Source organism: Diplocloster agilis, from assembly GCF_019042275.1.
Lineage (GTDB): Bacteria > Bacillota > Clostridia > Lachnospirales > Lachnospiraceae > Diplocloster > Diplocloster agilis.
Map to the genome: position 1 here is coordinate 59,679 of NZ_JAHQCW010000021.1, position 21,132 is coordinate 80,810.

At 49.0% G+C, this 21,132-nt stretch carries 18 protein-coding genes; 14 read left to right on the forward strand and 4 right to left on the reverse strand.

All coding sequences use genetic code 11. The annotated features are described in order from the left end of the window. Nucleotide 1: 1 nt before the first annotated feature. Nucleotides 2–1,075: an iron-containing alcohol dehydrogenase gene (locus tag KTH89_RS13240; RefSeq protein WP_238722027.1), complete on the reverse strand. Its 1,074-nt coding sequence runs from the start codon at nt 1,073–1,075 to the stop codon at nt 2–4. Nucleotides 1,076–1,641: 566 nt separating this feature from the next. Between KTH89_RS13240 and KTH89_RS13245 the strand changes: the two genes are divergently transcribed. The 10 genes from KTH89_RS13245 to KTH89_RS13290 all read left to right on the forward strand — a co-directional run bounded on the left by KTH89_RS13245 (nt 1,642) and on the right by KTH89_RS13290 (nt 14,723). After that, nucleotides 1,642–2,517, forward strand: a complete 876-nt coding sequence (locus KTH89_RS13245) for a dihydrodipicolinate synthase family protein (protein WP_238722028.1) — start codon at nt 1,642–1,644, stop codon at nt 2,515–2,517. 58 nt (nt 2,518–2,575) lie between these two features. Continuing rightward, nucleotides 2,576–3,499, forward strand: a complete 924-nt coding sequence (gene dapA, locus KTH89_RS13250; protein WP_238722029.1) for a 4-hydroxy-tetrahydrodipicolinate synthase — start codon at nt 2,576–2,578, stop codon at nt 3,497–3,499. A 27-nt stretch (nt 3,500–3,526) separates the two neighbouring features. Next, the gene (locus KTH89_RS13255; RefSeq protein WP_238722030.1) at nt 3,527–4,621 is read left to right on the forward strand and encodes an iron-containing alcohol dehydrogenase family protein; all 1,095 of its coding nucleotides are present in this window, start codon (nt 3,527–3,529) and stop codon (nt 4,619–4,621) included. A gap of 5 nt (nt 4,622–4,626) precedes the next feature. Further along, nucleotides 4,627–7,653: a glycosyl hydrolase gene (locus KTH89_RS13260; RefSeq protein ID WP_238722031.1), complete on the forward strand. Its 3,027-nt coding sequence runs from the start codon at nt 4,627–4,629 to the stop codon at nt 7,651–7,653. Between the two features lie 12 nt (nt 7,654–7,665). Next, a complete protein-coding gene (locus KTH89_RS13265; protein WP_158345533.1) occupies nt 7,666–8,577 on the forward strand; it encodes a carbohydrate ABC transporter permease in 912 nt (303 codons plus the stop codon). A 2-nt stretch (nt 8,578–8,579) separates the two neighbouring features. Next, complete coding sequence (locus tag KTH89_RS13270; protein WP_158345534.1) at nt 8,580–9,407, forward strand: carbohydrate ABC transporter permease; 828 nt, start codon at nt 8,580–8,582, stop codon at nt 9,405–9,407. A gap of 195 nt (nt 9,408–9,602) precedes the next feature. Continuing rightward, nucleotides 9,603–11,024 (forward strand): ABC transporter substrate-binding protein, encoded by a 1,422-nt coding sequence (locus tag KTH89_RS13275; protein ID WP_158345535.1) that lies wholly within the window; start codon nt 9,603–9,605, stop codon nt 11,022–11,024. A gap of 139 nt (nt 11,025–11,163) precedes the next feature. Continuing rightward, entirely contained in the window at nt 11,164–11,925 is a 762-nt protein-coding gene (locus KTH89_RS13280) for an MFS transporter (protein ID WP_238722032.1), read from the forward strand. A 1-nt stretch (nt 11,926) separates the two neighbouring features. After that, nucleotides 11,927–12,427, forward strand: coding sequence for an MFS transporter (locus tag KTH89_RS13285; protein ID WP_330656690.1), 501 nt, complete (start codon nt 11,927–11,929; stop codon nt 12,425–12,427). Continuing rightward, on the forward strand, nt 12,402–14,723 hold the full coding sequence (locus KTH89_RS13290; RefSeq protein ID WP_238722033.1) for an alpha-L-rhamnosidase N-terminal domain-containing protein: 2,322 nt from the start codon (nt 12,402–12,404) through the stop codon (nt 14,721–14,723). The genes KTH89_RS13285 and KTH89_RS13290 overlap by 26 nt, the downstream gene beginning before the upstream one ends. Before the next feature lie 205 nt (nt 14,724–14,928). On the opposite strand, the gene KTH89_RS13295 is transcribed toward KTH89_RS13290, so the two are convergent. Continuing rightward, on the reverse strand, nt 14,929–15,288 hold the full coding sequence (locus tag KTH89_RS13295; RefSeq protein ID WP_238722034.1) for a LacI family DNA-binding transcriptional regulator: 360 nt from the start codon (nt 15,286–15,288) through the stop codon (nt 14,929–14,931). Nucleotides 15,289–15,549: 261 nt separating this feature from the next. Here KTH89_RS13295 and KTH89_RS13300 point away from each other — a divergent pair, with 261 nt between their 5' ends. Further along, nucleotides 15,550–16,449 carry a type II CAAX endopeptidase family protein gene (locus KTH89_RS13300; protein ID WP_238722035.1) on the forward strand — a complete coding sequence of 300 codons (900 nt, stop codon included), beginning with the start codon at nt 15,550–15,552 and terminating at the stop codon, nt 16,447–16,449. Between the two features lie 266 nt (nt 16,450–16,715). Beyond that, complete coding sequence (locus KTH89_RS13305) at nt 16,716–17,645, forward strand: AEC family transporter (RefSeq protein WP_238722036.1); 930 nt, start codon at nt 16,716–16,718, stop codon at nt 17,643–17,645. A gap of 175 nt (nt 17,646–17,820) precedes the next feature. Here KTH89_RS13305 and KTH89_RS13310 read toward each other — a convergent pair whose 3' ends face one another. After that, nucleotides 17,821–18,273 (reverse strand): hypothetical protein, encoded by a 453-nt coding sequence (locus tag KTH89_RS13310; protein ID WP_238722037.1) that lies wholly within the window; start codon nt 18,271–18,273, stop codon nt 17,821–17,823. Between the two features lie 260 nt (nt 18,274–18,533). Further along, entirely contained in the window at nt 18,534–19,358 is an 825-nt protein-coding gene (locus KTH89_RS13315; RefSeq protein WP_238722038.1) for a hypothetical protein, read from the reverse strand. A gap of 255 nt (nt 19,359–19,613) precedes the next feature. Between KTH89_RS13315 and KTH89_RS13320 the strand changes: the two genes are divergently transcribed. Together KTH89_RS13320 and KTH89_RS13325 are read left to right on the forward strand one after the other, a co-directional pair. Next, nucleotides 19,614–19,937 carry a PadR family transcriptional regulator gene (locus KTH89_RS13320; RefSeq protein WP_158345545.1) on the forward strand — a complete coding sequence of 108 codons (324 nt, stop codon included), beginning with the start codon at nt 19,614–19,616 and terminating at the stop codon, nt 19,935–19,937. Further along, entirely contained in the window at nt 19,934–20,914 is a 981-nt protein-coding gene (locus KTH89_RS13325; protein ID WP_158345546.1) for an HAAS signaling domain-containing protein, read from the forward strand. Before KTH89_RS13320 ends, KTH89_RS13325 begins: the two co-directional genes overlap by 4 nt. Nucleotides 20,915–21,132 lie beyond the last annotated feature (218 nt).

Sequence of the window (21,132 nt, forward strand, 5' to 3'; positions counted from 1 at the left end):
ATCAAAGCGCCTCCGGTACCGCATTTTTAAGCCGGATGATTTCCGGTTCGGTGTTGATGTCAGAATCCGCAGCCAGGTGTTTTATTAAGAATTCCAGGCTTTCCGGGGAGGTATCGTATCCGATATCCCCAAGTGTCAGCGGCATATTCATACTGCGCATGATCGAGCGGACCTGTCCGATTTCGGATGAAGGGCACTGATTGAAGGCCATCTGTATGAGGAGCCCGACGGCGACCAGCTCGCCATGCAGGAAAGCGCCGCCCTTGAGCGTGTGATAATTCCGGATAAAGTCATAGGTGGCATGGGCGACGGCCAGCTGCCCGGAACCGTCCGCAAAGCCGCTGACGATGGATGTGTGCAGCAGATTTGTCAGAATCGCATCGTCAAATCGTCCGGAGGAACCGTTATTCCGATACAGATCCTCGTACTCGCCGGATAGAAACTCATAGATCCCTTTTGCGTTGATAATCTGTATGTATTCTTTCAGATCACAGCTTTGGTATCCGGTAACCTGTTTTTTGTGCAGGGACTCCGGATATTTTGCCATGGAATCCAGGATGCCTGCCGCCAGTGTGCGTTTGGGCGCGGTTGCGATCAAATCATGGTCGGCGATACAGACGTCGACTTCTTTTTTCAGATTGACGGCGGGAGCGCGCTGTCCCTTTTCATTATACATGATAGCTACCATGGAGGTAGCCGCGCAGGTAGCGATGGAGGAGGGAACGGTGATAACCGGAAGGCCGGAAAAGACGGAAGCACATTTCACATTGTCGATACATTTGCCTCCGCCCACTGCCACCAGTACGCTGCAGGCATTCTCTTTTGCAGTATGAACGAACTCCATCGCCCGGTCTGTAGTACAAGGGCCGGTGTGGGTGAATGAGGTATAGGGGACGCCGTCCGCCTGAAATAGGGAAGCAGCGCAGTCCCAAAAGCGTTCTAGAGATGTTTTGCCTCCGATAATCAACGCTTTACCTCCCAATCTGCGGATCTCTCCGGGGAGATACGAAAGGGCCCCTCTGCCATGAAAAAATTTACCGCATCCGACTTTCAGTGGTGATATTTCTGCTTTCATAATTTCCTCCAGTGGCGCATGTACTGCGCCATAAATTAAAGTATGGGTGAACATGTTGTTCAACCTTTTTACTTCTGTTTCTAATCTCTTTTCCTATATATGGTTGCTCTTTTTTTGTGACGCCGAACCTATTTCCTTAAGTGAACGAAACAGTCGGAATCGTTATAAATTGTGAAATAGTTACGACATCATACAATTGTGAATGGCTATTTATAGAATAATCTAGGAATATTATTTTGTCAAGCGAATAAAAAGATCACTTTTTCTTTTGCTATTTGAATATTGTATGATGGCAATCCTATACAAAGTGACGAGAATATTAATTAAAAGTAGTTCCATACAGCAATAATCACAATAATTAAATGACGATTCTGTATAAATATCACAATAAATGAAAAATTATAAAGATTATATTGACAACTTAGTGAGAGCGATATATGCTAGGAACATGAAATGACATCATACAATATTACGTGTGGCAATTTCAAACACATATTTCTGAAATAGTTATTGTTTCAGCGGCAACACACTATTTGCGGAAGAAAGGTAAGGAGAAAAAGAGTCTTATGGAAAAGAAATTTGAGGGAATCATTCCGCCGATTGTAACCCCGTTTGACGAGGACGGCGCTATTCATGAAACAATGCTCCGCAGCGAAATGAAGATCTGCATGGATGCGGGAGCGGACGGACTCAGTGTGGCGGGCAGCACCGGAGAGGGACCGACGATACGGGACGAAGAGTACGGGACACTTATAAGAGCTGCCAAAGATTACGTATCCGGGGAACAGCCGGTCGTCTGCGGAATCATGAGAACCTGCACCAGAGATGCGGTGAAGTCCGGTCTGGCAGCAAAAGAAGCAGGGGCGGATGCCATCATGGTCACTCCGCCTGCCTACAATGTACTGGTACCCAACGAAGAGGGAATGTATGAGTTTTACCGGACTATTTCCCGGGAAGTAAAGCTTCCCATTATCATTTATAATGTGATTCCCCAGAATACGATTCTGCCGGGGCTGTATAAGCGTCTGCTGGACACCACGGATTATGTGATGGGAATCAAACAGAGTGTGGGCGGAATACAGGCGTTATATGCGGATATCATGTCGACGGGACAAAAGGGCCGGGTGTATGCAGCCACGGACGATATGATTTTTTCCTGTTTTGAATTAGGGGCCGCGGGAGCCATCAGCGCGATTCTCTCCCTGTTCCCTGCAAAGTGCCGGCAGATGTGGGAATGCGCGCAGAGGAAAGAGCATGACAAAGGCCTGGCGATTCAGAACTCCTTGTATGACACCTGGCAGTGCATGGGAGGCAACCAGTTCCCAATCCGTTTGAAGTATGCGCTGCATGTGTTGGGCCGGGAAACCGGATACTGCAGAAGCCCGATTACATATTTGCCTGAAGATGAGAAAACAAGAATTCGGGAAGCTTTACTGAAATAAATCCAACTTACACGGATTTATCGATAAAAGACTAATTTTATTATGGAGGAGATTAAAAATGAACAAATTTGTAGAAAAATACGGACAGATTCTGCTTCCGCTGATTACCCCCTATGATGAGGAAGAAAATGTGAACTACGGGACCTATGCGCAGCTGATCGATTATGTGGTGGAGAACGATCTGTGCGATTCCCTGATCGTGACCGGAACGACTGGGGAGGCAAGCCTTCTGACCTTCGACGAACGGGTAAAACTGATGGAGACGGCAGTAAAAGCGGCGGACGGAAGAAAACCGGTCATCGCCGGAACCGGCTGCGCTTCCACGAAAGAGACCATCGCCCTGACCAAAGAAGCGCAGCGGCTGGGGATCAAGACCTGCCTGATCGTGTGTCCCTTCTATAATAAACCCACCCAGGCCGGGATCTATAACCATTTTGAAGAAGTGGCGAAGAACACCACCTGCGATATCATGTTATACAATATCCCGATCTTCGTCGGAGTTAACATGGAAGCGGAGACCGTAGCGCGTCTGGCTAAGATCCCCAATATTATCGGGATCAAGGATGAAGCGGGCATCAATCCCACGCAGGTCACAGACTTTTTCCTGGCGACGGAGAAGGAGGATCCGGATTTTGCCATCTACAACGGCGACGATGTTATGCTGCTTCCCACCATCGTGCAGGGAGCCATGGGGCTGGTCAGCGGCGGCGCGCATATTTTCGGTCATGAGATCCGCCGGATCTTTCAGGCGTTTGCCGAGGGAAAGAACGAGGAAGCAAAAGAGCTGTTCGTACCGATCTACCGGTTCTGTAAGACAACCGGGCAGAACGGAAGAATCCTTCCCAACTCTATCATGCGTCCGGCAATCGAGCTGGTAAGCGGTATCCATCTTGGGCCAGCCAGAAGCCCTCTGGCTCCCGCCACGAAGGAAGAAATGGATGTAACCGTGAACGTGTTAAAAGAGATCGGAAAAATTCAGTAATACTTGGATTTATAAGAGGTACATAAAATGGATGCAGCATATAAACTGGGAGCCGGACGGTATATCCAGATGCCGGGGGCGCTGAAACTGGCTGGTAAGGAGATTGGCAGATTTGGAACCAGGGTGTTTATCATCGGAGGGACGACTGCGTTATCCATCGTGGAAGATACGCTGCGAAAGAAGCTGGAAGAGAACCATCTTCAGTATGAATTCAGGACCTACAACGGCTATACGGACAGGGAGACAGCCGCCGCGCTGGCTCAGTATGTGAGAGAGCAGGGATATGAGGTGGTGGCAGGAGCGGGAGGCGGCCGGATCATGGATTTGGCGAAGGCTGTCGCGCACCTGGCCGGGACGCCGGTCATTACGATACCGACCAGCGCAGCCACCTGCGCGGCCTACACTCCCATGAGCGTGATGTACACGAAGGACGGAGCTGCTCTGGGCACGGCCGGCGGGAATTTCTACCATGAATATGAGGTGGACGCGGTTCTGGTGGATGAAGAGATTATGGTGCGGCAGCCTCCCAGATATGCCGCGGCCGGAATGTTGGACAGTATGGCAAAATATATCGAGATTCAGAACGGCCATGCGAAGATCGATGAGAATACGTTCAGCCTTGAGATGGATACCGCTTATACGCTGGCCGCCTATATTTACCGCATTCTGGAACGAAACTGCTTAAAGATCTATGGAGACATCCGGGATCACCGGCTGACCAGGGAAGTCCACGATTTCTTATATATTAATTTCGTACTGACCGGTTTCATCAGCGGCAGTTCCAAAGCGCTGGGACAGACGGCGCTGGCCCATGAGATGTATTACGCGGCCCGCATGTTTTTTACGGAAGAAGCGCAATCGTATCTCCACGGGGAGATTGTCGGCACATCCCTGATCCTGCAGCTTAGCTATAACCGGACAGAGGAACAGATCCCCGGATTCAAGGAGTTTATGAGACGCATGAAGATGCCGGTTTCCCTTGGAGAACTTGGAATTCCAGAAACGGCGGAGAACAAGCGGAAAATATACGAATATCTGGCAAGTACGGAGTTTGTGGATGATACCCCGGAAAATCACCTGTTTTTGAAACGGGCGGTAGAAGTAGTCTGCAGTGGAGGATGAAGCGAATGATGGATATGGAATCCCAATTAAAAAATCCTGCACGGGAATACCGCAGTGTTCCATTCTGGTCCTGGAATGATGAGCTGGAGCCAAAAGAGCTGGTCTGGCAGATACGGCAGATGAAGGAAAAAGGGATCGGCGGGTTTTTCATGCACGCCAGAGGCGGATTGAAAACCCCTTACATGAGCGAAAAGTGGATGGAATGCGTGCGCGTTTGTGTGGAAGAAGCAAAAAAATGCGGGATGGACCCGTGGCTGTACGATGAGGAGGGCTGGCCCAGCGGTTTCGCCGGTGGCGAGGTTACGAAACTGGGAGACGGCTATCACACCAGATGGATGGAATTGTATCAGTGCGCCCCCTCGGATATCGGCCGGGAGCTTTCGATCCTGGGGATATACGCTCCGGACGGACGCTATCTGTACGATTACCGGGAAGAAGAAACCGTCTATGTGGTATGCGAAAAGGCTAACCCCTATTATGTCGATGTGTTAAATCCGGATGTTATCCGGAAATTTCTGGAAGTTACCCATGAAAAATATAAAAAAGAATTTGCTGCGGAGTTAGGGACGGTCATTCCGGGTTTTTTCACCGATGAACCGCAGTTCTCGAAGCTTAAAATCCCGTATTCTTACCTGCTTCCCGAAGAGTTCAAGAAAGAAAACGGATACGAGCTTAAGGAACACCTTCCCGCTTTGTTCCTGGATCTGCCAGGCTGCGGACAGTACCGCTATGATTTCTGGAAAGTCGTATCCCGGATGTTCACGGAAGGATTCTGTAAAACGGTCTATAGCTGGTGTGAGGAAAACCATTGCCGGCTGACCGGACATCTGATGCGGGAGGATTCCCTGCTGATGCAGATGCAGGCCACGGCCGGAGTTATGCCGTCCTATGAATATATGCATGTGCCGGGAATCGACTGGCTGCGAAGACGGATATCCTCACCGCTGACGCCGAAACAGGCGGGAAGCGCGGCTGCCCAGCTGGGCAGAAAGTTCGTGCTGTCGGAGATGTTCGCGATGGCTGGCTGGGACTGCAGCCCGGAGGAGTTAAAGTGGATCGCCGAGTGGCAGTATGTGAACGGGGTAAACCGAATGTGCCAGCATCTGGAGGCTTACAGTATCCGGGGAATTCGAAAGAGAGATTTTCCGCCGTCGCTGTTCTACCAACAGCCCTGGTGGGAGGAGTACGGAGATTTTAATGAATATTTTGCCAGACTTGGCCTGCTGCTGACAAGCGGGCAGGTGGAAGTGGAACTGCTGCTGTTACATCCGATGCACAGCGGCTGGATGCTGTACGACGGGCAGGAGGAAGGAGAGATCGTTTCCTTTGGACAGCGGTTCGAGGATCTCTCGCAGCGGCTGGCCGACTGCCATATCGATCACCATTACGGGGATGAGACACTGATCGCCCGGCACGGAAAGGTAAAAGGGGACCGGTTTTACATAGGTAAGTGCGGCTACCGGGCCGTAGTCATTCCGGATATGCGCTGCATGGATCAGCCGACGGTAGAGTTATTGCTGCAGTTCGCGCAGAACAAGGGCCATATTTATCAAATGGGAGATTTCCCGGAATATACGAGTCCGAAAGCGCAGGAACCACTTTTGAAATTGGGGGATCTCGCGCGTCCGGTTGGAATCAGGGAATTAAAAAAAGACATTGACAGGCTGGCGGATTTCCCGGTTTCTATCACAGAAAACGGGCGGGAAATTCCCAATATCCACTATCAGCTTAGAAAAACAGATACCGGACGGATTCTCTACGTGGTGAATCTGGATACGGTGATGGAACGAAACGCCAGGTTCCGTCTTAGCGGCAGCTGGGAGATTACGGAATACGCTCCGTTGGATAACAGCCGGTATCCGGTGGATACGGATGAGGAGCAGCCGGGTCAGACTTCCTTTTGCATACGGATGGCGGCAAGAGAGAGCAAGGTGTTTTTTATCCGGGAGCTGAAAGCAGATCCTAAGGCAGCAGGCCGGGAAGCCAAAGCCCGGGATTCTGACCGGACCATAATTTTGAATCCTGGGGGAAGCTGGAAGATACGGCATGCGGATCTGAACGCTTTGACCCTGGACCGCTGCCGGTACCGGATCGACGGCAAGGAGTGGCGGGACGAGATCTACACGATCCAGCTGATGGACATTTTGCTGCAGGAGAAACGGCCGGTGCAGGCAGAACTCTTATTTTCCTTCCGGATGGATATGGCACCGGAGGAAACTAGGGAATTCTATCTGGCTGCGGAGATAGCGGACCGGCTGAACGCCCGTATCAATGGTATTGAAGTTGCGCTGTGTGAACGGGGCTGGTGGAGAGATAAAGGATTTCGCACCTATGATATCCGCCCCTATATCCGCAAAGGCGATAATGAAATCATTTTGAAAATAGATTTCAGGCAGCCGCAGAACGTGTATGAGGTACTGTTCGGGGAAAACGTGCTGGAGACCGAGAAAAACAAACTGACGCTGGAGACCGAAATCGAAAGCATTTATCTGCTGGGAGATTTCGGAGTGAAGAACCGCAATGGTTTTTCCTATTCCTGGAGAAAGGAACTGAGCTGCGATCCGGAATTCTCAATTGTTAAAATGCCTACGTCGGTATATGGAGATGATTTTACATCCCAGGGATTCTGCTTTTTCTCAGGGAAAATGGTGATCAGCCAGGATCTGATCCTCCATGAGTATGACGATTCGCTGGGGGTCAAGATTCAAAGCCTGAAAGGAAGGCGCATCCTCTACCGTTTTCAAAAACCGAACGCGGCGGTGGCAAAGCTTATCATCAATGGAAAGCCGGTTAAAAAATTTCTTTGGCAGCCTTACGAATGCGACATCACGGACTACCTGAAGTTTGGTGAAAATGAAATCGTCTGGGAACTGTATTCGTCCAACCGGAACCTGCTTGGACCTCACCACCACGTGGACGGAGAACTCTATGCTGTCTGGCCGGCGGACTTCACCGGGGAGCCGAGTCCTTTTAAAGCGGATCAGAGAAATGTATGGTCGGACGATTATCATTTTGTAAAGTTTGGCCTGTAGGGAGGAAATCGGATGAACAAAAAGAAAAAGTTTTCAAAGCTGGCATTTAGCGAGGCCGTGCGGGGATATCTGTTTATCCTGCCCGCTATCGTGCTGCTGGCCGGCTTGCTGTTTATACCCATGATAAATGGGTTCTGGTACAGCTTTACGGATTTTAACATCCTGAAAAGCTGGGATAAAAATTTTATCGCTCTGGACAATTTCAAAAAAGTGTTTTCCAGTGCGAATTTCGGGGAGATTCTCGGGAATGAGGCGCAGTTCGCCATATCGGTAACGGTGATCACCGTGGTCATCTCGATGCTGATCGCGCTTTTGCTAAACGGCGTAAAGCACTGTAAAAATCTGACCCGGGCACTGGTATTTATGCCGTGGGTATTGCCGGAAGTGGTGGTCGGCGCGATCTGGCGCTGGCTGTTAAATGGGGAGAAAGGCCTGATAAACGGTGTGCTGGTGGATTATCTGCACCTGCTGCCGGAACATATACAGTTCTTTTCAGAGGCATTGTCGCTGGTCTCGGTCTCCCTGGTATATATCTGGAGAACCTACCCCTACGTGACCATCATGCTGTCGGCCGGATTGCAGGGGATCGATAAGGAACAGTATGAAGCGGCGTCTATCGACGGATGCAACGGTATAAAAAAATTCTGGTATATTACTCTGCCGAATTTGAAATATGTACTTTCGATCTGTTCTTTGATGGCTATGATCTGGACGATGAACGGATTCGGAATCCTGAATATCCTGACTGCGGGAGGACCCGGCGTATCCAGCACGACCCTGCCGGTGATTATCTATAAGACCGCATTCCAGAAGTTCCGGTTTGGACTGGCCTCATCCTACTCGGTGATTCAGTTTATTATCATAATGATATTTGCCGTTGTCTATCTCAAACTGACGAAAGCAACGGACGAGGAGGGCGCATAACCATGAAAAGCAAATTATTATCCGTGCTGAGAGTCTTAGGCATCATCGTTGTTCTTTTTGTGGCTTTATTCCCGCTGGCCTGGATGGTGATTACCTCCTGCAAGAGTATGACGGAGCTGCTGAAAATTCCGGTGACGATTTTACCGGAGAATTTCACACTGAATTCCTACTACGAGGTCTGGGTACAGAAACCCTTTCCGCGCTACATATGGAATTCCCTGAAGATATCGGTGGTGGCCACGCTGCTGGGGATGATCGTGTCAAGCCTTGCGGCCTACGGATTTGCCAAATTCCGCTTTCCGTTTAAAAAGGGCCTGCTGATGTTTGTTCTGGTTGCCCAGATGTTCCCCGGAACCTCGGTGATTATACCATTATTTTCCACGTATAAGTCCTACGGACTTTATGATTCCCACTTCGGACTGATGCTGCTGTACGCCACCATAAGCCTGGCGTTCTCCATCTGGATGATGTACGGGTATTTCCGGTCGGTACCCTCGGAACTGGAGGAAGCGGCCCGCATCGACGGCTGCAGTGCCTTAAAAACTTTCGTCAACGTGATCCTGCCCATATCCAAGCCGGGAATCGCGGCCGTAGGGGTATACGCCTTCATGTGTTCCTGGAATGAATATCTATACAGCCTGATCCTTTTGACAACCGAAAGCAAATATACCATATCCCTTGGCCTCTCCAGTTTTATAACCGAATTCGGGACGTACTGGAATCAGATGGGGGCGGCGTCAATTATCGTAACGATCCCTACGCTTTTGATCTTTATCCTGCTGGGCAAAAACCTGATCGCGGGCCTGACGGCGGGAGCGGTCAAGGGATGAGTATGCCGGCAAAATGGCTGAGTACGAATGGGAAAGGGCCGTGGAAGCCGCAGGGGAGATCCTGAAAAGAAGTAGGCATTGGGAGATAGAGATTTACGAAACTTAACGGAACTATTTCCGGATATAGAGGCAAGAAAATCGAAAATCCGGAATTGATTCAAAATACATTTCTAATATTAAAGGAGGAAGTATTTCATGAAAAAGAAACTGATCTCATTGTTACTGGCCGGCGTCATGACCGTATCACTGTTAAGCGGGTGCGGAGGTTCCCCGGAAACGAAAGAACCGGCGGCCGCGGATCAGGGCGGCAGCTCTGCCGCCTCAGGTGAGGACAAAACGGCGGAAGGCACGGTGGAGATTGACATGTGGGTGTTCGGCGGCTTGTCCGCGGAACCGGTGGTGTTCCAGGAGATGGCGGAACAGTTTAACGCCTCCCAGGATAAGGTACATGTAACCGTTACCGCTCAGGAGTGGGGAAGCCGTCAGGAAAAAATAGTCACGGCTTATCAGGGCGGAAATGATACCGCTCCCGACCTGTATGCGTTTGGTCCCTGCATCGATGACTATGGCAAGAAATTAGGAATTATCTCTCCGCTGGAAGACGTGCTGCCGGATATCGCCGGTCAGGTAAAAGAGCTGATGCTTCCGGAAGTAGTGGAAGGAGTGGCTTCCCGTGACGGCAAACTGTGGACTATACCTGCCTGGGTCGACCTGTCCCCTTATATGATGTACAACATCGACGCTCTGAAAGCCATCGGCCGTGATGAGAATAATGTGCCGAAGACCTGGAGCGAGTTCAAAGAGGCCGCTATTGCCATGAAGGACGCGGGATATACCGGATATTCCGTTCCCTTGAGTATGGAGAATTACTCCGACGTAAACAATGAATTCAATTATTGGAACTGGCAGTTAGGCGGCGCGCCTATGAATGACGAAGCCACGGAAATGACCATGAACGACGAGCATGCGGTGACGACGGTGGAATTCCTCAAGTCCATGTATGACGCCGGAACCTTTTCAGATAATGCGGCCAACGAGACTTATATGGACAGACACGAGCAGTTCTTTGGCGGCGCTATCGCGACAAACATCGGCTATACTTATATCAACGGTATTCTGACCGACATGGAAGTACCGGAAGACTTCAACTACATTATGGCGGATATGCCGGTGCCGGATGACGGCATGAAGATTGACCAGGATAAGGCATTTTACCGCATGGTCAGCTCGAATATGGAGATCAGCATCTCCTCTATCACGGACAAAGCGGATGCCTGCGGCGTATTCCTGCAGTATCTGATCGACAACAACTTCTGGCATAAATGGGTAACGGATGTCAAAGCGAGAGCGCCTATCGATATCGCTTCCTATGAAGATGAAGCGCTGAAAGCGGAAACCATCGAAGTGCAGCCGGACCTGGTGAGAATGTATGAGGCTGGCACCCTGATGGAAGGTGTAAAGCCGAAACCCAGTTATGGCGGCGTGACCGAGATCCAGACCACTATGGCAGAATATCTGATCGGTATTATCCAGGGGAAATATCCTTCGGTGCAGGAGGGACTGGATGAATTAAACGAAGCGTGCCAGGAGCTGCTGGACGAATACAGCGAGGAATAGATCCGGCAGACGGTAAGGAAGGATAGAAGCGCCTGCCGTACGGGGCAGAGATCTGGAATGAGATATTTTCCTACGGATCTCTGCCTTTTTATTCGATGAAATAAGCAGGCGATCAAGAGAAATCAGGAGATAAGAGATAGTGAACGGCAAATTCATCAGTAAAAAAGATATTAGAAACGTGGGCGCCGGCGCAAAATACATAAGCCTGTTCTACGGAGGCCTTCTGCTGCTGTGTACCGGTGTGATTTACTCCTGGTCGATATTTGTCGCGCCGTTGGAGATTGAATTTGGCTGGAGCCGGTCGCAGACTTCCGCCGTTTTTGTGCTGTCCATGGCCGGCTACAATATCGGCAGTATTATCAGCGGAATCATGATCTGCAGGTATTCCCACCGGATTACGCTGTCCATATCCGCTCTTTTATTGCTGTTGGGCTTCCTGGGGGCATCCCGGCTCAGCTCATTGACGGAAATATATGTATTTTACGGATTGATGTGTGGCCTTGGAACCGGTATTGCCTATAATACGGTGGTGAGCACGGTGCTCGCTTGGTTCCCGGATGATACGGGTACGGTTTCCGGCCTTCTGCTGGCAGGCTACGGGATCAGCAGCTTCCTGCTGGGACCGGTAATCAACCGGATGCTGTATGAGGGGGCCGGCTGGCGGAGTACATTCAGCCGTATGGGCTGGGTATTCTGTGTCCTGATGCTGGGCGCCTGCATATGGATCCGGAAGCCTGAGACAGCCCATGGATGCGCTAAGCATGGGAGAGGGGAAGGGATAGAGGTATCTCCCGGGCAAATGCTGCGCAGGCCATCCTTCTATCTGTTTTTTTGGCTGGCTGATCTGTATCGGTTCCATCGGCCTTGGAGTAATTGGAAGCGGAGCGGTACTTCCGCTTGAGATGGGAGTATCCCCGGCAAAAGCAGCCTGGACCGCCGGGGTCCTGAGCGTGGGAAATGCAGGCGGAAGGATTTTGTACGGCAGACTGTGTGACCGGAAGGGAAGAAGTTTTGGAATGGGCACAGCCTCCGCCAGTGTCGGTATCGCGTCACTTGGCCTTTTATCCGCGCAGCTGCTGGGAAACGGCGTGATCCTGACGGGGGCCTACCTGTTTACCGGGCTGGCATACGGAAGCCTGCCGGTTTTGATCACTTATTTTTGTACCAGGCAGTACGGAACCCGTTACCGCAGCATTAACCTTGGAATACTCAATGCCAATGGAATGGTAACCAGTGTCCTGGGCTCTTGGGGCGGCGGCGTCATCTACGAGAGGAACGGTTCCTATACGGCCGCTTTTTATGTTATGATAGAAATAAGCGTATGTGCTCTGGTTTTGTGGAAAATGTTGAACCAGGGGCTGCAAAAGGAGATTAAATATGGAACAGACAAAGATACCCTATGATGGGAAAAAAATGACCGTGTTTCGAAATGGAATGATATACAGCAAAGAGGCGGAGGGTTTCCGGCTTCCCCGGGAGCAGAGAAAGTGGAAGGCGCAATGGATCTGGGCGCCGTCCGGGGCATATCCGGAGTACCAAAATTGTGATTATACCATGTTTCAACGAAAAGACGGTCCCTTTGCGGTTTTTGTGTTTCAGAAAAAAATGTGGTGCGGGGAAAAACCGGATCGGGCAGATTTGTATATAACGGCGGATTCTTCCTACAAAGTTTTTATAAATGGCCGGCCTGTGGGACGGGGGAGCGCGCAGCCGGGCGGGGATTACGCGAATTGTGAAAGCGTACCCTACAAATTTTATGAGAATTATAAGGTTCAGGATTTCCTTAGGGCAGGAGAAAATGTGATCACGGTTCGCGTGTGTCTGGGAGCGGTGGTACAGTCGGAGATCTCCTGCGGGCACGGCGGCCTGCTGGCTGAAATTACGGACGGCAGGGAGAATGTGCTGACCGCCACCGATGACACCTGGAAATGCGTCCGGGACAGGGCTTACACAGCCCGGTCCTCCTGGGACGGCACGTATACACTGGAAGAGGAGGATTGGGGATACCGGGACGAGACGTGGGATTGGGCGGAGGTGGTAAAGAAACAGGAACTATTTCCTCCTGTATACGCCACGCCGATACCGAATCTGATATATCTGGAGCAGAGGCCGGAAAAAGTGCTGAATCCTTTTGATCCCGGGGCTGAACGGGTTTTCTATAACACAGATGCGGACCGTATCCGGATTACAAAGGGGGCGCCTGTGACATTCTGGCTGGATTTCGGCAGGATCTGCGCTGCCTATTTTTTCTTAAATATCAAAGGCGGGAAAGGGACAAAAGCCGTGCTGCACATGCAGGAGTTTCCGGGAAAAGTAGAGCGGGACGGAACGACGGTGACACTGACTTTGGGGGATGAGCAGGCCGGTCTGGAAACACTCAGAATGCAGAGTATCCGATATGTGCAGATCACGCTTTCCAATGTCTGGCAGGACTGTGTGATCCATGCTGCGGGGATCAATATAAGCGCATACCCGTCCGAATTAAAGGGCAGCTTCCAGTGCAGCGATCCGCTGCTGGAGAAAATCTATCTGGCCGGCTGCAGGACGAATCAGATCTGCCGGCAGACCTACCATATGGACTCCCCGATCCACCAGGAGCCTTTGGGATGTATGGGGGATTATATGATTGAGAGCCTGATGAATTATGTCACTTTCGGCGATCCCTATCTGACCAGATTCGATATCCTGAAGATAGCCGCCTATCTGAAGGAGCGGGACTACCGGATGTTCCATCCCAGTTACTGCCTGTTGTATATCGGAATGATTCTGGACTACGCCATGTACTCGGGAGACTTGGAGCTGTTGTCCAAAACGGAAGAGACCATAGATGGAATTCTTCGCTTGTTCACCTCTTATCTGGGCGGGAACGGGCTGATAGAAAAGGCGCCTAACTATATGTTCATGGACTGGGTGGAGGACGGCGGTTTCAACAGGCATCACCCGCCGAAATGTATGGGGCAGGGGTATCTGACCGCTATGTTCGCCGGAGCTTTAGAGCGGGCGGTCTCGATTCTTCATTTGCTTGGCGGCAGGGAAGAGAAGATTAACGGGTATGAGAGATTGCGCCGCCAGGTTGCGGAGAGTATACACCGGGAACTGTGGGATGAGGAAAAACAGCTGTATGTGGACGGCCTGTATGACCCGGAGGCCCGGGAATCCACCAGATGGATGCCGGCGGATGTGGATCGGAGATTTTACAGTCAGCATATGAATACGCTTGCGGTACTTTACCATGTTATACCGAAGGAGAGAGAGCAGGAACTGATGGCGCGTGTGATGGAAGATCCCACGCTCAGCCAGGCGCAGCCTTATTTTATGCATTTTGTGTTTGAAGCGCTTCAGCAGACCGGGCTGTTTGAGACATACGGCCTAAAGCAGATCCGAAGGTGGGAAAGCCTGCTGGACGAAAATCCGGATGCCTTAAAAGAAGTGTGGTATGGATTTGACTGTGATTATTCCCATGCATGGGGAGGCACGCCGACGTATCAGCTGCCCACCCGGATTCTGGGGGTGGTTCCGGCGGAACCGGGATTTGGCAAGATCCGGTTTCAGCCCTGTCTGCCGCCTGAGCTTACCTACGCGCGTGGAAGTATTCCGACGCCGAAAGGAGAGATCAGCGTGGAGCTGACCCGGTTCGAATCGGAAGTGAAAGTGCGGCTGGACCTGCCCGAAGGAGTAGGTATAGCGGAGGGAAAATAGAGAGTATCCCTGAAACCGGCTGACAAGCGGTTCTTCCTCGAGTTTGGATATGGCCGCTGCTTTTGGCTGGAACCGGGACGGTATCTGGGGCCTCCGGCCGCCAGGAGCTTCGTATGTCCGCTGCTTACAGCTTGGAACCGCGGGCGGTATACGGGGACGCTCCGGACGGCCGGGATCTTTTGTATCTCCCTGGGAGTGCGGAGGGCTAGCTTCCGTCGACAATATTGCGGTCTAACATGTCCAGGTACTCCTTCTCCCTGTCACTTGTCTTAACGGTGTTGCAGACCATCGTTTTATATCCGTATTTATACAGGGCGATCTCCACCTGCCGGATAAAGGACGCATAGAAGGGAGTCTGGAAATCAGGGATAATCACTCCTATGATTCCTGATTTTTTCATGGAAAGATTCCTGGCGCGCTCATTAGGGATAAAATTCAGTTCCCGGATGGCCTCCTCGATTTTTTTCCTGGAATTTTCCGATACATAGCCTGTCCCGTTCATCATTCTGGATACGGTTGCTATCCCGACATCCGCTCTCTTAGCTACATCTTTTATCGTTGCCATAGCTGCAGACCTCCTTAGAGATATAGGCAATTTTATTATTTCTATCGTATCATATCTGATCCTCTTTGGGTATAAGTGAATGTATGAATCCGCAATTCCGAACCAGGATAAACCGGTATAGATAGTTATCCGAAAAATATGACAGAGCGGAAAGAAAGATTCAGCCTGTGAAATCTATTTCATACACGCAAAGCTGTTTTTGTGTGTTATAATAAAAAACGGCAATAGCTATTCTTGAGAAATTATAAGGAGACGCATAAGATGATGAAAAAAATAGGTAATTTTCTACTGGCCCTGGTACCGGCCGTGTCTATGATAGTTCTTGAACTGCTGGTGGAGGTAGTGGTGATCCTGGGTATCATGTTTATGGAATTGATATCTGCGAATGCAAAAGGGATGCCGATGTCATTGACTGATATATTGAATTCACTGCCACAGATGGTAATGGATCACTACATGCTGCTTTTGATTATGATACAGATCAGCTGGATGGTCGGGTTCGGGCTGTGGTACTATTTCGGATTTGTGCGGAAAAAAGAGCGGTTGAAGCTTGCGCAGGTTTTCAGCGTGAGATCTTTTTCGGCGGAGATCTGTCTGGCAGTCGGATTTTATTTTATCATTACACTTTATCTATCGTTTGCAGGATTCGCGTTTCCGAATTTAATGGAAGATTATAATTTATTGATGGAGCAGACCGGTATCGCTGACAGAACTGTTCTCTCAACCATCTCAACAATTGTATTTGCTCCGATCTGTGAGGAAGTGATATTTCGGGGTCTAACCTATAAGTTTGCCAGAAGAGCAGGTTTGAATTTCCTGCTGGCCAATATCTTACAGGCGCTGCTCTTTGGAATTATACATATGAATTGGATACAGGGGACGTATGCCTTCTGTCTGGGTTTGCTCTTGGGATTCGTCAACGAGCGTTATCATTCCCTGTACGCAGCGGTTTTGCTGCATGCGCTGTTCAACTTCTGTGGAACCTATCTTGCGGAGGCGCTTGGTTTCCTGCCGGATGTTCCTGGTGTGTATGCGGGAATGGCGACCGTAGGCGTTATTTTGGTCGGTATTTCCTGGTATCTGCTTAAAAAAGAGAAAAGCGTAAAGATGGAGAGAGCGGCAGCCGGGAGGATAACAGACGGCGATAATATGAATTTTTGAGTTTCGGTTTTGGAAGCGGAGGGAACTAGATAGTCCTGAGCAGGGGAGACTTGGACTTACTCATCATCTCCCTTAAACGAAAGCTTATGAGCTGGGCGTGGCCGTAGGGTAGAAATACCTTGCGGCTTATTTTTTCTGTTTTCAGCTATTCTATCATATGCTAAAATGAAAATGTTAGGAATGGAAAACAGTGTATTTAGATGATGATCCGGTATCGGAGAAATAAATGGATAAAAGAAGTAACCAGAGTATAATAGGAGGCCATAATGGAAAATGTGATTCAGATTTGTAACACAATTCTGCCGGTGATTTTGATGCTGGCCATCGGTATGATCTGCCGGCAGACCAAGCTGTTAAGCAGAGAAGGAATTCGCGCACTAAAAAGTGTGGTAGTAAATATTACTTTGCCGGCGGTTATGGTAAATGCTTTTGCTGCCATGGATTATTCTGGAAAAAATATTATTTTGACCCTGATGATGTTTGGAATTTGTATTTTAGCATGGGTACTGGGCAAGGTTTTTCAGACCGTGTTCCATATGGAGTCCCGGTTTATACCATTTTTAACTACAGGTTTTGAAGCAGGTATGCTGGGATATGCTCTGTTTATGCTGCTATATGGTTCCGACCGGATCAGTGATTTTGCCAGTATTGACTTAGGGCAGGTGCTTTTTGTATTTACCTTATATAAAATTTTATTGGGCATGAACGGTCAGGAACAGATCTCTGCAAAAAAGCTGGCGGCAGAAATGTTTCGGTCACCAACGGTAATTGCTATTTTGGCCGGGGTGCTCTTAGGAGCGACAGGGATATATGATCTGATGGCCGGGGCTGGAATTAGCAGTATGCTAGATGCCTGTACCAGCTTTGTCAGTGCGCCGACCAGCGCCATCATTTTGCTCACCATCGGGTACGACTTAGTATTAGACCATATTCCATGGCTGGCGGTAGGAAAAGTAACGGTAATCCGTATTGTGATTATGGCAGCGCTGAGGGTGCTGGCCGGATTTATGGTACGTCTTGCCGGAATGGGAGACAGTCTGGATATGGCGCTTAATGTGATGCTGATTTTACCGCCGCCTTATGTACTTCCGGTATTTGCAGATGATGAAAAACAAAGAGAATATGTTTCCTCCTCTTTATCCGTGATGACTTTAACGACCATTTTGGGCTTCATTGTATTAGCCATTTTTATGTAAAACAGCGTAACTGCAGGAATATTACGGTCTAAAAGTAAACGACGGCAAAAAAATAAGAAGATTCTATGGTTGAAAAGTATGTCATACCATAGAATCTTCTTAATTCATTTGGGAAGAAACTTAAAACCGGTATTAACCGGCAGCTTTTTAGATACACCCTAAGTGTGTTCTAGTGTTATGCCAATTTCAATGCGGCGATCTCGTTGTCGTGACGATTTAAACGGATACTGTGCATCTCAATCAAGCTTTCCGCATTTTGGGCGGTGCTGGTAGCCTGTATCATTTTCCGGTAAAGATCCAAATGACCTTCTGCCACTATCTGAATATTCCGATTCGTTTCGTTTTCCAGGGTCATCTTTAAAAGAGTGACATCACGGGAAAGTGTTTTCACATCGGTTTGAAGAGTGCAGAGGCTTTGGTCAATCTCAAAGACATTGTCATTGAGCACGGAGACGTTGGACTCCAGCCTGAAAACATTTGACTTAAGCTCGTTGACCTCAGACTTAAGCTCAGTGAACCCAGACTTAAGCTCGGTGACATCACACTTAAGCTCAGTGACATCAGTTTTCAGATCGGTAATTGCGGACAGAATCAAATCCAGTTTTTCGTTATCTGCTATTTTAGCCATCTCCTTTCTACATTCTCCAATCGCGTACTTTTATTATATAGGATTAGGGACTAAAAGTCTTGTACAAACTTTTTTTCTCTGTTTTGAACAAATAATTTCGGTTATTTCCAAATCCTAATAAGAGTTGGTGAAAGAAAACGTTGGTATAGAAAGGAGATTAAGCCTGGTAATTATTCCCAATACACTGTCTGCAATACAGATTTCATTTTTATTTTATGCCGATAATGTAATATAGAAGTACAGAGATTCTCTGGGACCTGTTATTTCGTCATAAAACCGAATTCTACTTCACTGGAACCCCATACGGCCCGAACCACATAAATATAACCGGCTTCCGCCTGAGAAATCAGATAGCTGCCATCTTCCACGGCCGACACTTCCACGTGCTCACCCTGCGGATTGCTCTCAATATAAGCCTGATCCTTGTAATGATCGGAAGTATAGCGGATTACAGTGACTTCGTCGGGTTTTTTGGTAAAGAGCAGTGTCAGATCCGTCGGGTCGGTAAGGGAAATATCTGCGAGGTCCGAATTAGCCAGCATGCTGGGGGCATCTGCCACGACAGACTGCGCTGCACCGTCCTTATCCTGATATTCCCAGCGGAACCCGCCTCGGGTGGTCATGGCCGTGACCACAGCCAGATCTGTCCGGTAGTTTACATCCAGACTGGGCGGTTCGGCCGGATCCGGTTCCTGATAGATCATGTCGATAATATCCTGATAGCGATCCGCATCGGAAGGGGAGCCCTGCTCCACAACTTTGATCTTGGTGACTCCCGGGTACTGGCCGGGATAGGACTCAAGCATGATTCCATTTCCGTAGATTTTTAAGATATTGCCCTTCACCAATTGATCCTGAGTGATCTTTTTCCCGCTGATGTCGTAGATATCCTCCGGAAAATGAACCGTAAATACACCGCTTTCATCACTGGCCATAATATAAGAATCTTCCCCGTAGGGTATGTACATAGCCTGAATGGCGGCCTTTTCCTCCTTATTCTTACGGACGGCAAAGAGGACAGCCAGGGCGATCAGAATGAGTATCACGGCAGATACCAAAATTAAAATAATATGCTTTTTTTTCATAATACAATACTCCTTATATGTTTTTCGTATAATACCTAATTCGGAATTAGTAATCTTCAGGAATCGGATTGATGACCGCGCCCAATTATATTCCGGGTATATAACTCTAGTGTCACATTATAAAGGAAATGTTGCAGGATGTAAAAGAAAAATATTCTGTTGACAAATAAATCGATATACTATATTATACATAGTATGTAATGCATAGCATTGTATAGCGTAGTATTAAAATCATAATTTGGGAAGAGGTGGAAAATGGATACCCAGAGAAAAAAGGGAGTATTGGATGTGTGTGTCCTGTCTGTTTTAAAGAGAGGACCTTCCTATGGCTATATGATTATAGGAGAGGTGTCCCAATGTATAGCGATATCGGAGTCAACCCTTTATCCTATTCTGAAGCGGCTGGAGAGCGCCGGTTTCGTGACCACCTATAAGCAGGAATACAACGGGAGAACCAGAAAATACTATGAGATCACAGAAACGGGAATCGGGAAAATTAATGAATTTTTGGGTGAATGGGAAGAAATGAAGCAGATTTATAATTTTGTGGAAAAAAACAGCCAGGAGGGTAAATCATGAAAAAAGACGAATTTCTGAGCCGATTGACAGAGCAGCTTCCCCAGTTGAAGCAAAGTGAGATAGACCAATTGAGAGAGTATTACCAGGAACTGATCTGCGATGGATTGGAGCAGGGAAGAACGGAAGAAAACATTATCGAAGGGTTTGGAAAACCGGAGGACATCGCCGTTCAAATAAAAAACGAATACAAAGAATATGCGCAGATTCTTATGCCTCGACAAACAGAACAAAACCAGCAGGACTATACAACCCGCTCGCCCATCACAAAAGTCTTGGTTGAGGCGCAGAATTTAAGAGTTGAGATCCGTCAGGTTCCGGCAGGAACCGTCCGGGTATTGTTCCAGCCCCGGGAAGGCGTGGATGAGGTCATTCACACAGTAGACAACGGAGAATTTATCTTCCGGCACCGGATGCGGATATTTCCGTTAAATATTGTAAACTGGTTCCGTTTTCCCCAGCGTTTGATCTTGGAGATTCCCGAGAACTTCCGCGGAAGCATGAGAGTCAAGACGTCCAACAGTCAAATTAATGCCGCCTCCCTGCCGGGGATGGCGGATATCCAGCTGATCACCAGCAATGCGAAGATCACGGCGGAAAATATGTCTGCCGGCACCATGCTGCTGCAATCCAGCAATGGAGGACTTCTTCTCCGAGATTTAAAAGGGAGGAGGCTGGAAGCGATTACCAGCAATGAGAAGGTTCGCGCCGCCAACTGCAGCTTTCCCGATACGCTGCTGCTGTCTACAAAGAACGGCTCCATCTTTCTGCAGGACATCATCGGGGATAACATCGTGCTGACCACCTCGAACGCTTCTATTACCGGTAATATCCTGGGGGATATGAGGGATTACGGAATCGAGAGCAAGACCAGCAATGCATCGAACAATCTTCCGAATTACCAGTATCCGGATCAGCGGAAACATCTGAAGGCCAGGACCAGCAACGGCAAAATTATGGTGGAGTTTCGCATCGTATAGGGACAGAAGAAAAAGGAAGTTAAGGTGATCCCGTTTAAGTCCCCATACAGAGGGATAATCTGACATTCCGGTTCTTAGCGGCTGCTGCGGGACCGGTCGGATTCGCAGCCGGAAAGGGTGGCCAAAAGCCCCTTCCACGTCCTTGACAAAACATGTCTAATGCAGTAGACTAAATATGTCTAATGCATTAGACATGTTTGCGCTTGGGGGTGTGATAT

Coding starts and splice junctions, on each gene's coding strand:
- KTH89_RS13240 (WP_238722027.1), bottom strand. CDS start 1,075: ATGAAAGCAGAAATATCACCACTGAAAGTCGGATGCGGTAAATTTTTT.
- KTH89_RS13245 (WP_238722028.1), top strand. CDS start 1,642: ATGGAAAAGAAATTTGAGGGAATCATTCCGCCGATTGTAACCCCGTTT.
- dapA (WP_238722029.1), top strand. CDS start 2,576: ATGAACAAATTTGTAGAAAAATACGGACAGATTCTGCTTCCGCTGATT.
- KTH89_RS13255 (WP_238722030.1), top strand. CDS start 3,527: ATGGATGCAGCATATAAACTGGGAGCCGGACGGTATATCCAGATGCCG.
- KTH89_RS13260 (WP_238722031.1), top strand. CDS start 4,627: ATGATGGATATGGAATCCCAATTAAAAAATCCTGCACGGGAATACCGC.
- KTH89_RS13265 (WP_158345533.1), top strand. CDS start 7,666: ATGAACAAAAAGAAAAAGTTTTCAAAGCTGGCATTTAGCGAGGCCGTG.
- KTH89_RS13270 (WP_158345534.1), top strand. CDS start 8,580: ATGAAAAGCAAATTATTATCCGTGCTGAGAGTCTTAGGCATCATCGTT.
- KTH89_RS13275 (WP_158345535.1), top strand. CDS start 9,603: ATGAAAAAGAAACTGATCTCATTGTTACTGGCCGGCGTCATGACCGTA.
- KTH89_RS13285 (WP_330656690.1), top strand. CDS start 11,927: ATGGGAGTATCCCCGGCAAAAGCAGCCTGGACCGCCGGGGTCCTGAGC.
- KTH89_RS13290 (WP_238722033.1), top strand. CDS start 12,402: ATGGAACAGACAAAGATACCCTATGATGGGAAAAAAATGACCGTGTTT.
- KTH89_RS13295 (WP_238722034.1), bottom strand. CDS start 15,288: ATGGCAACGATAAAAGATGTAGCTAAGAGAGCGGATGTCGGGATAGCA.
- KTH89_RS13300 (WP_238722035.1), top strand. CDS start 15,550: ATGATGAAAAAAATAGGTAATTTTCTACTGGCCCTGGTACCGGCCGTG.
- KTH89_RS13305 (WP_238722036.1), top strand. CDS start 16,716: ATGGAAAATGTGATTCAGATTTGTAACACAATTCTGCCGGTGATTTTG.
- KTH89_RS13310 (WP_238722037.1), bottom strand. CDS start 18,273: ATGGCTAAAATAGCAGATAACGAAAAACTGGATTTGATTCTGTCCGCA.
- KTH89_RS13315 (WP_238722038.1), bottom strand. CDS start 19,358: ATGAAAAAAAAGCATATTATTTTAATTTTGGTATCTGCCGTGATACTC.
- KTH89_RS13320 (WP_158345545.1), top strand. CDS start 19,614: ATGGATACCCAGAGAAAAAAGGGAGTATTGGATGTGTGTGTCCTGTCT.
- KTH89_RS13325 (WP_158345546.1), top strand. CDS start 19,934: ATGAAAAAAGACGAATTTCTGAGCCGATTGACAGAGCAGCTTCCCCAG.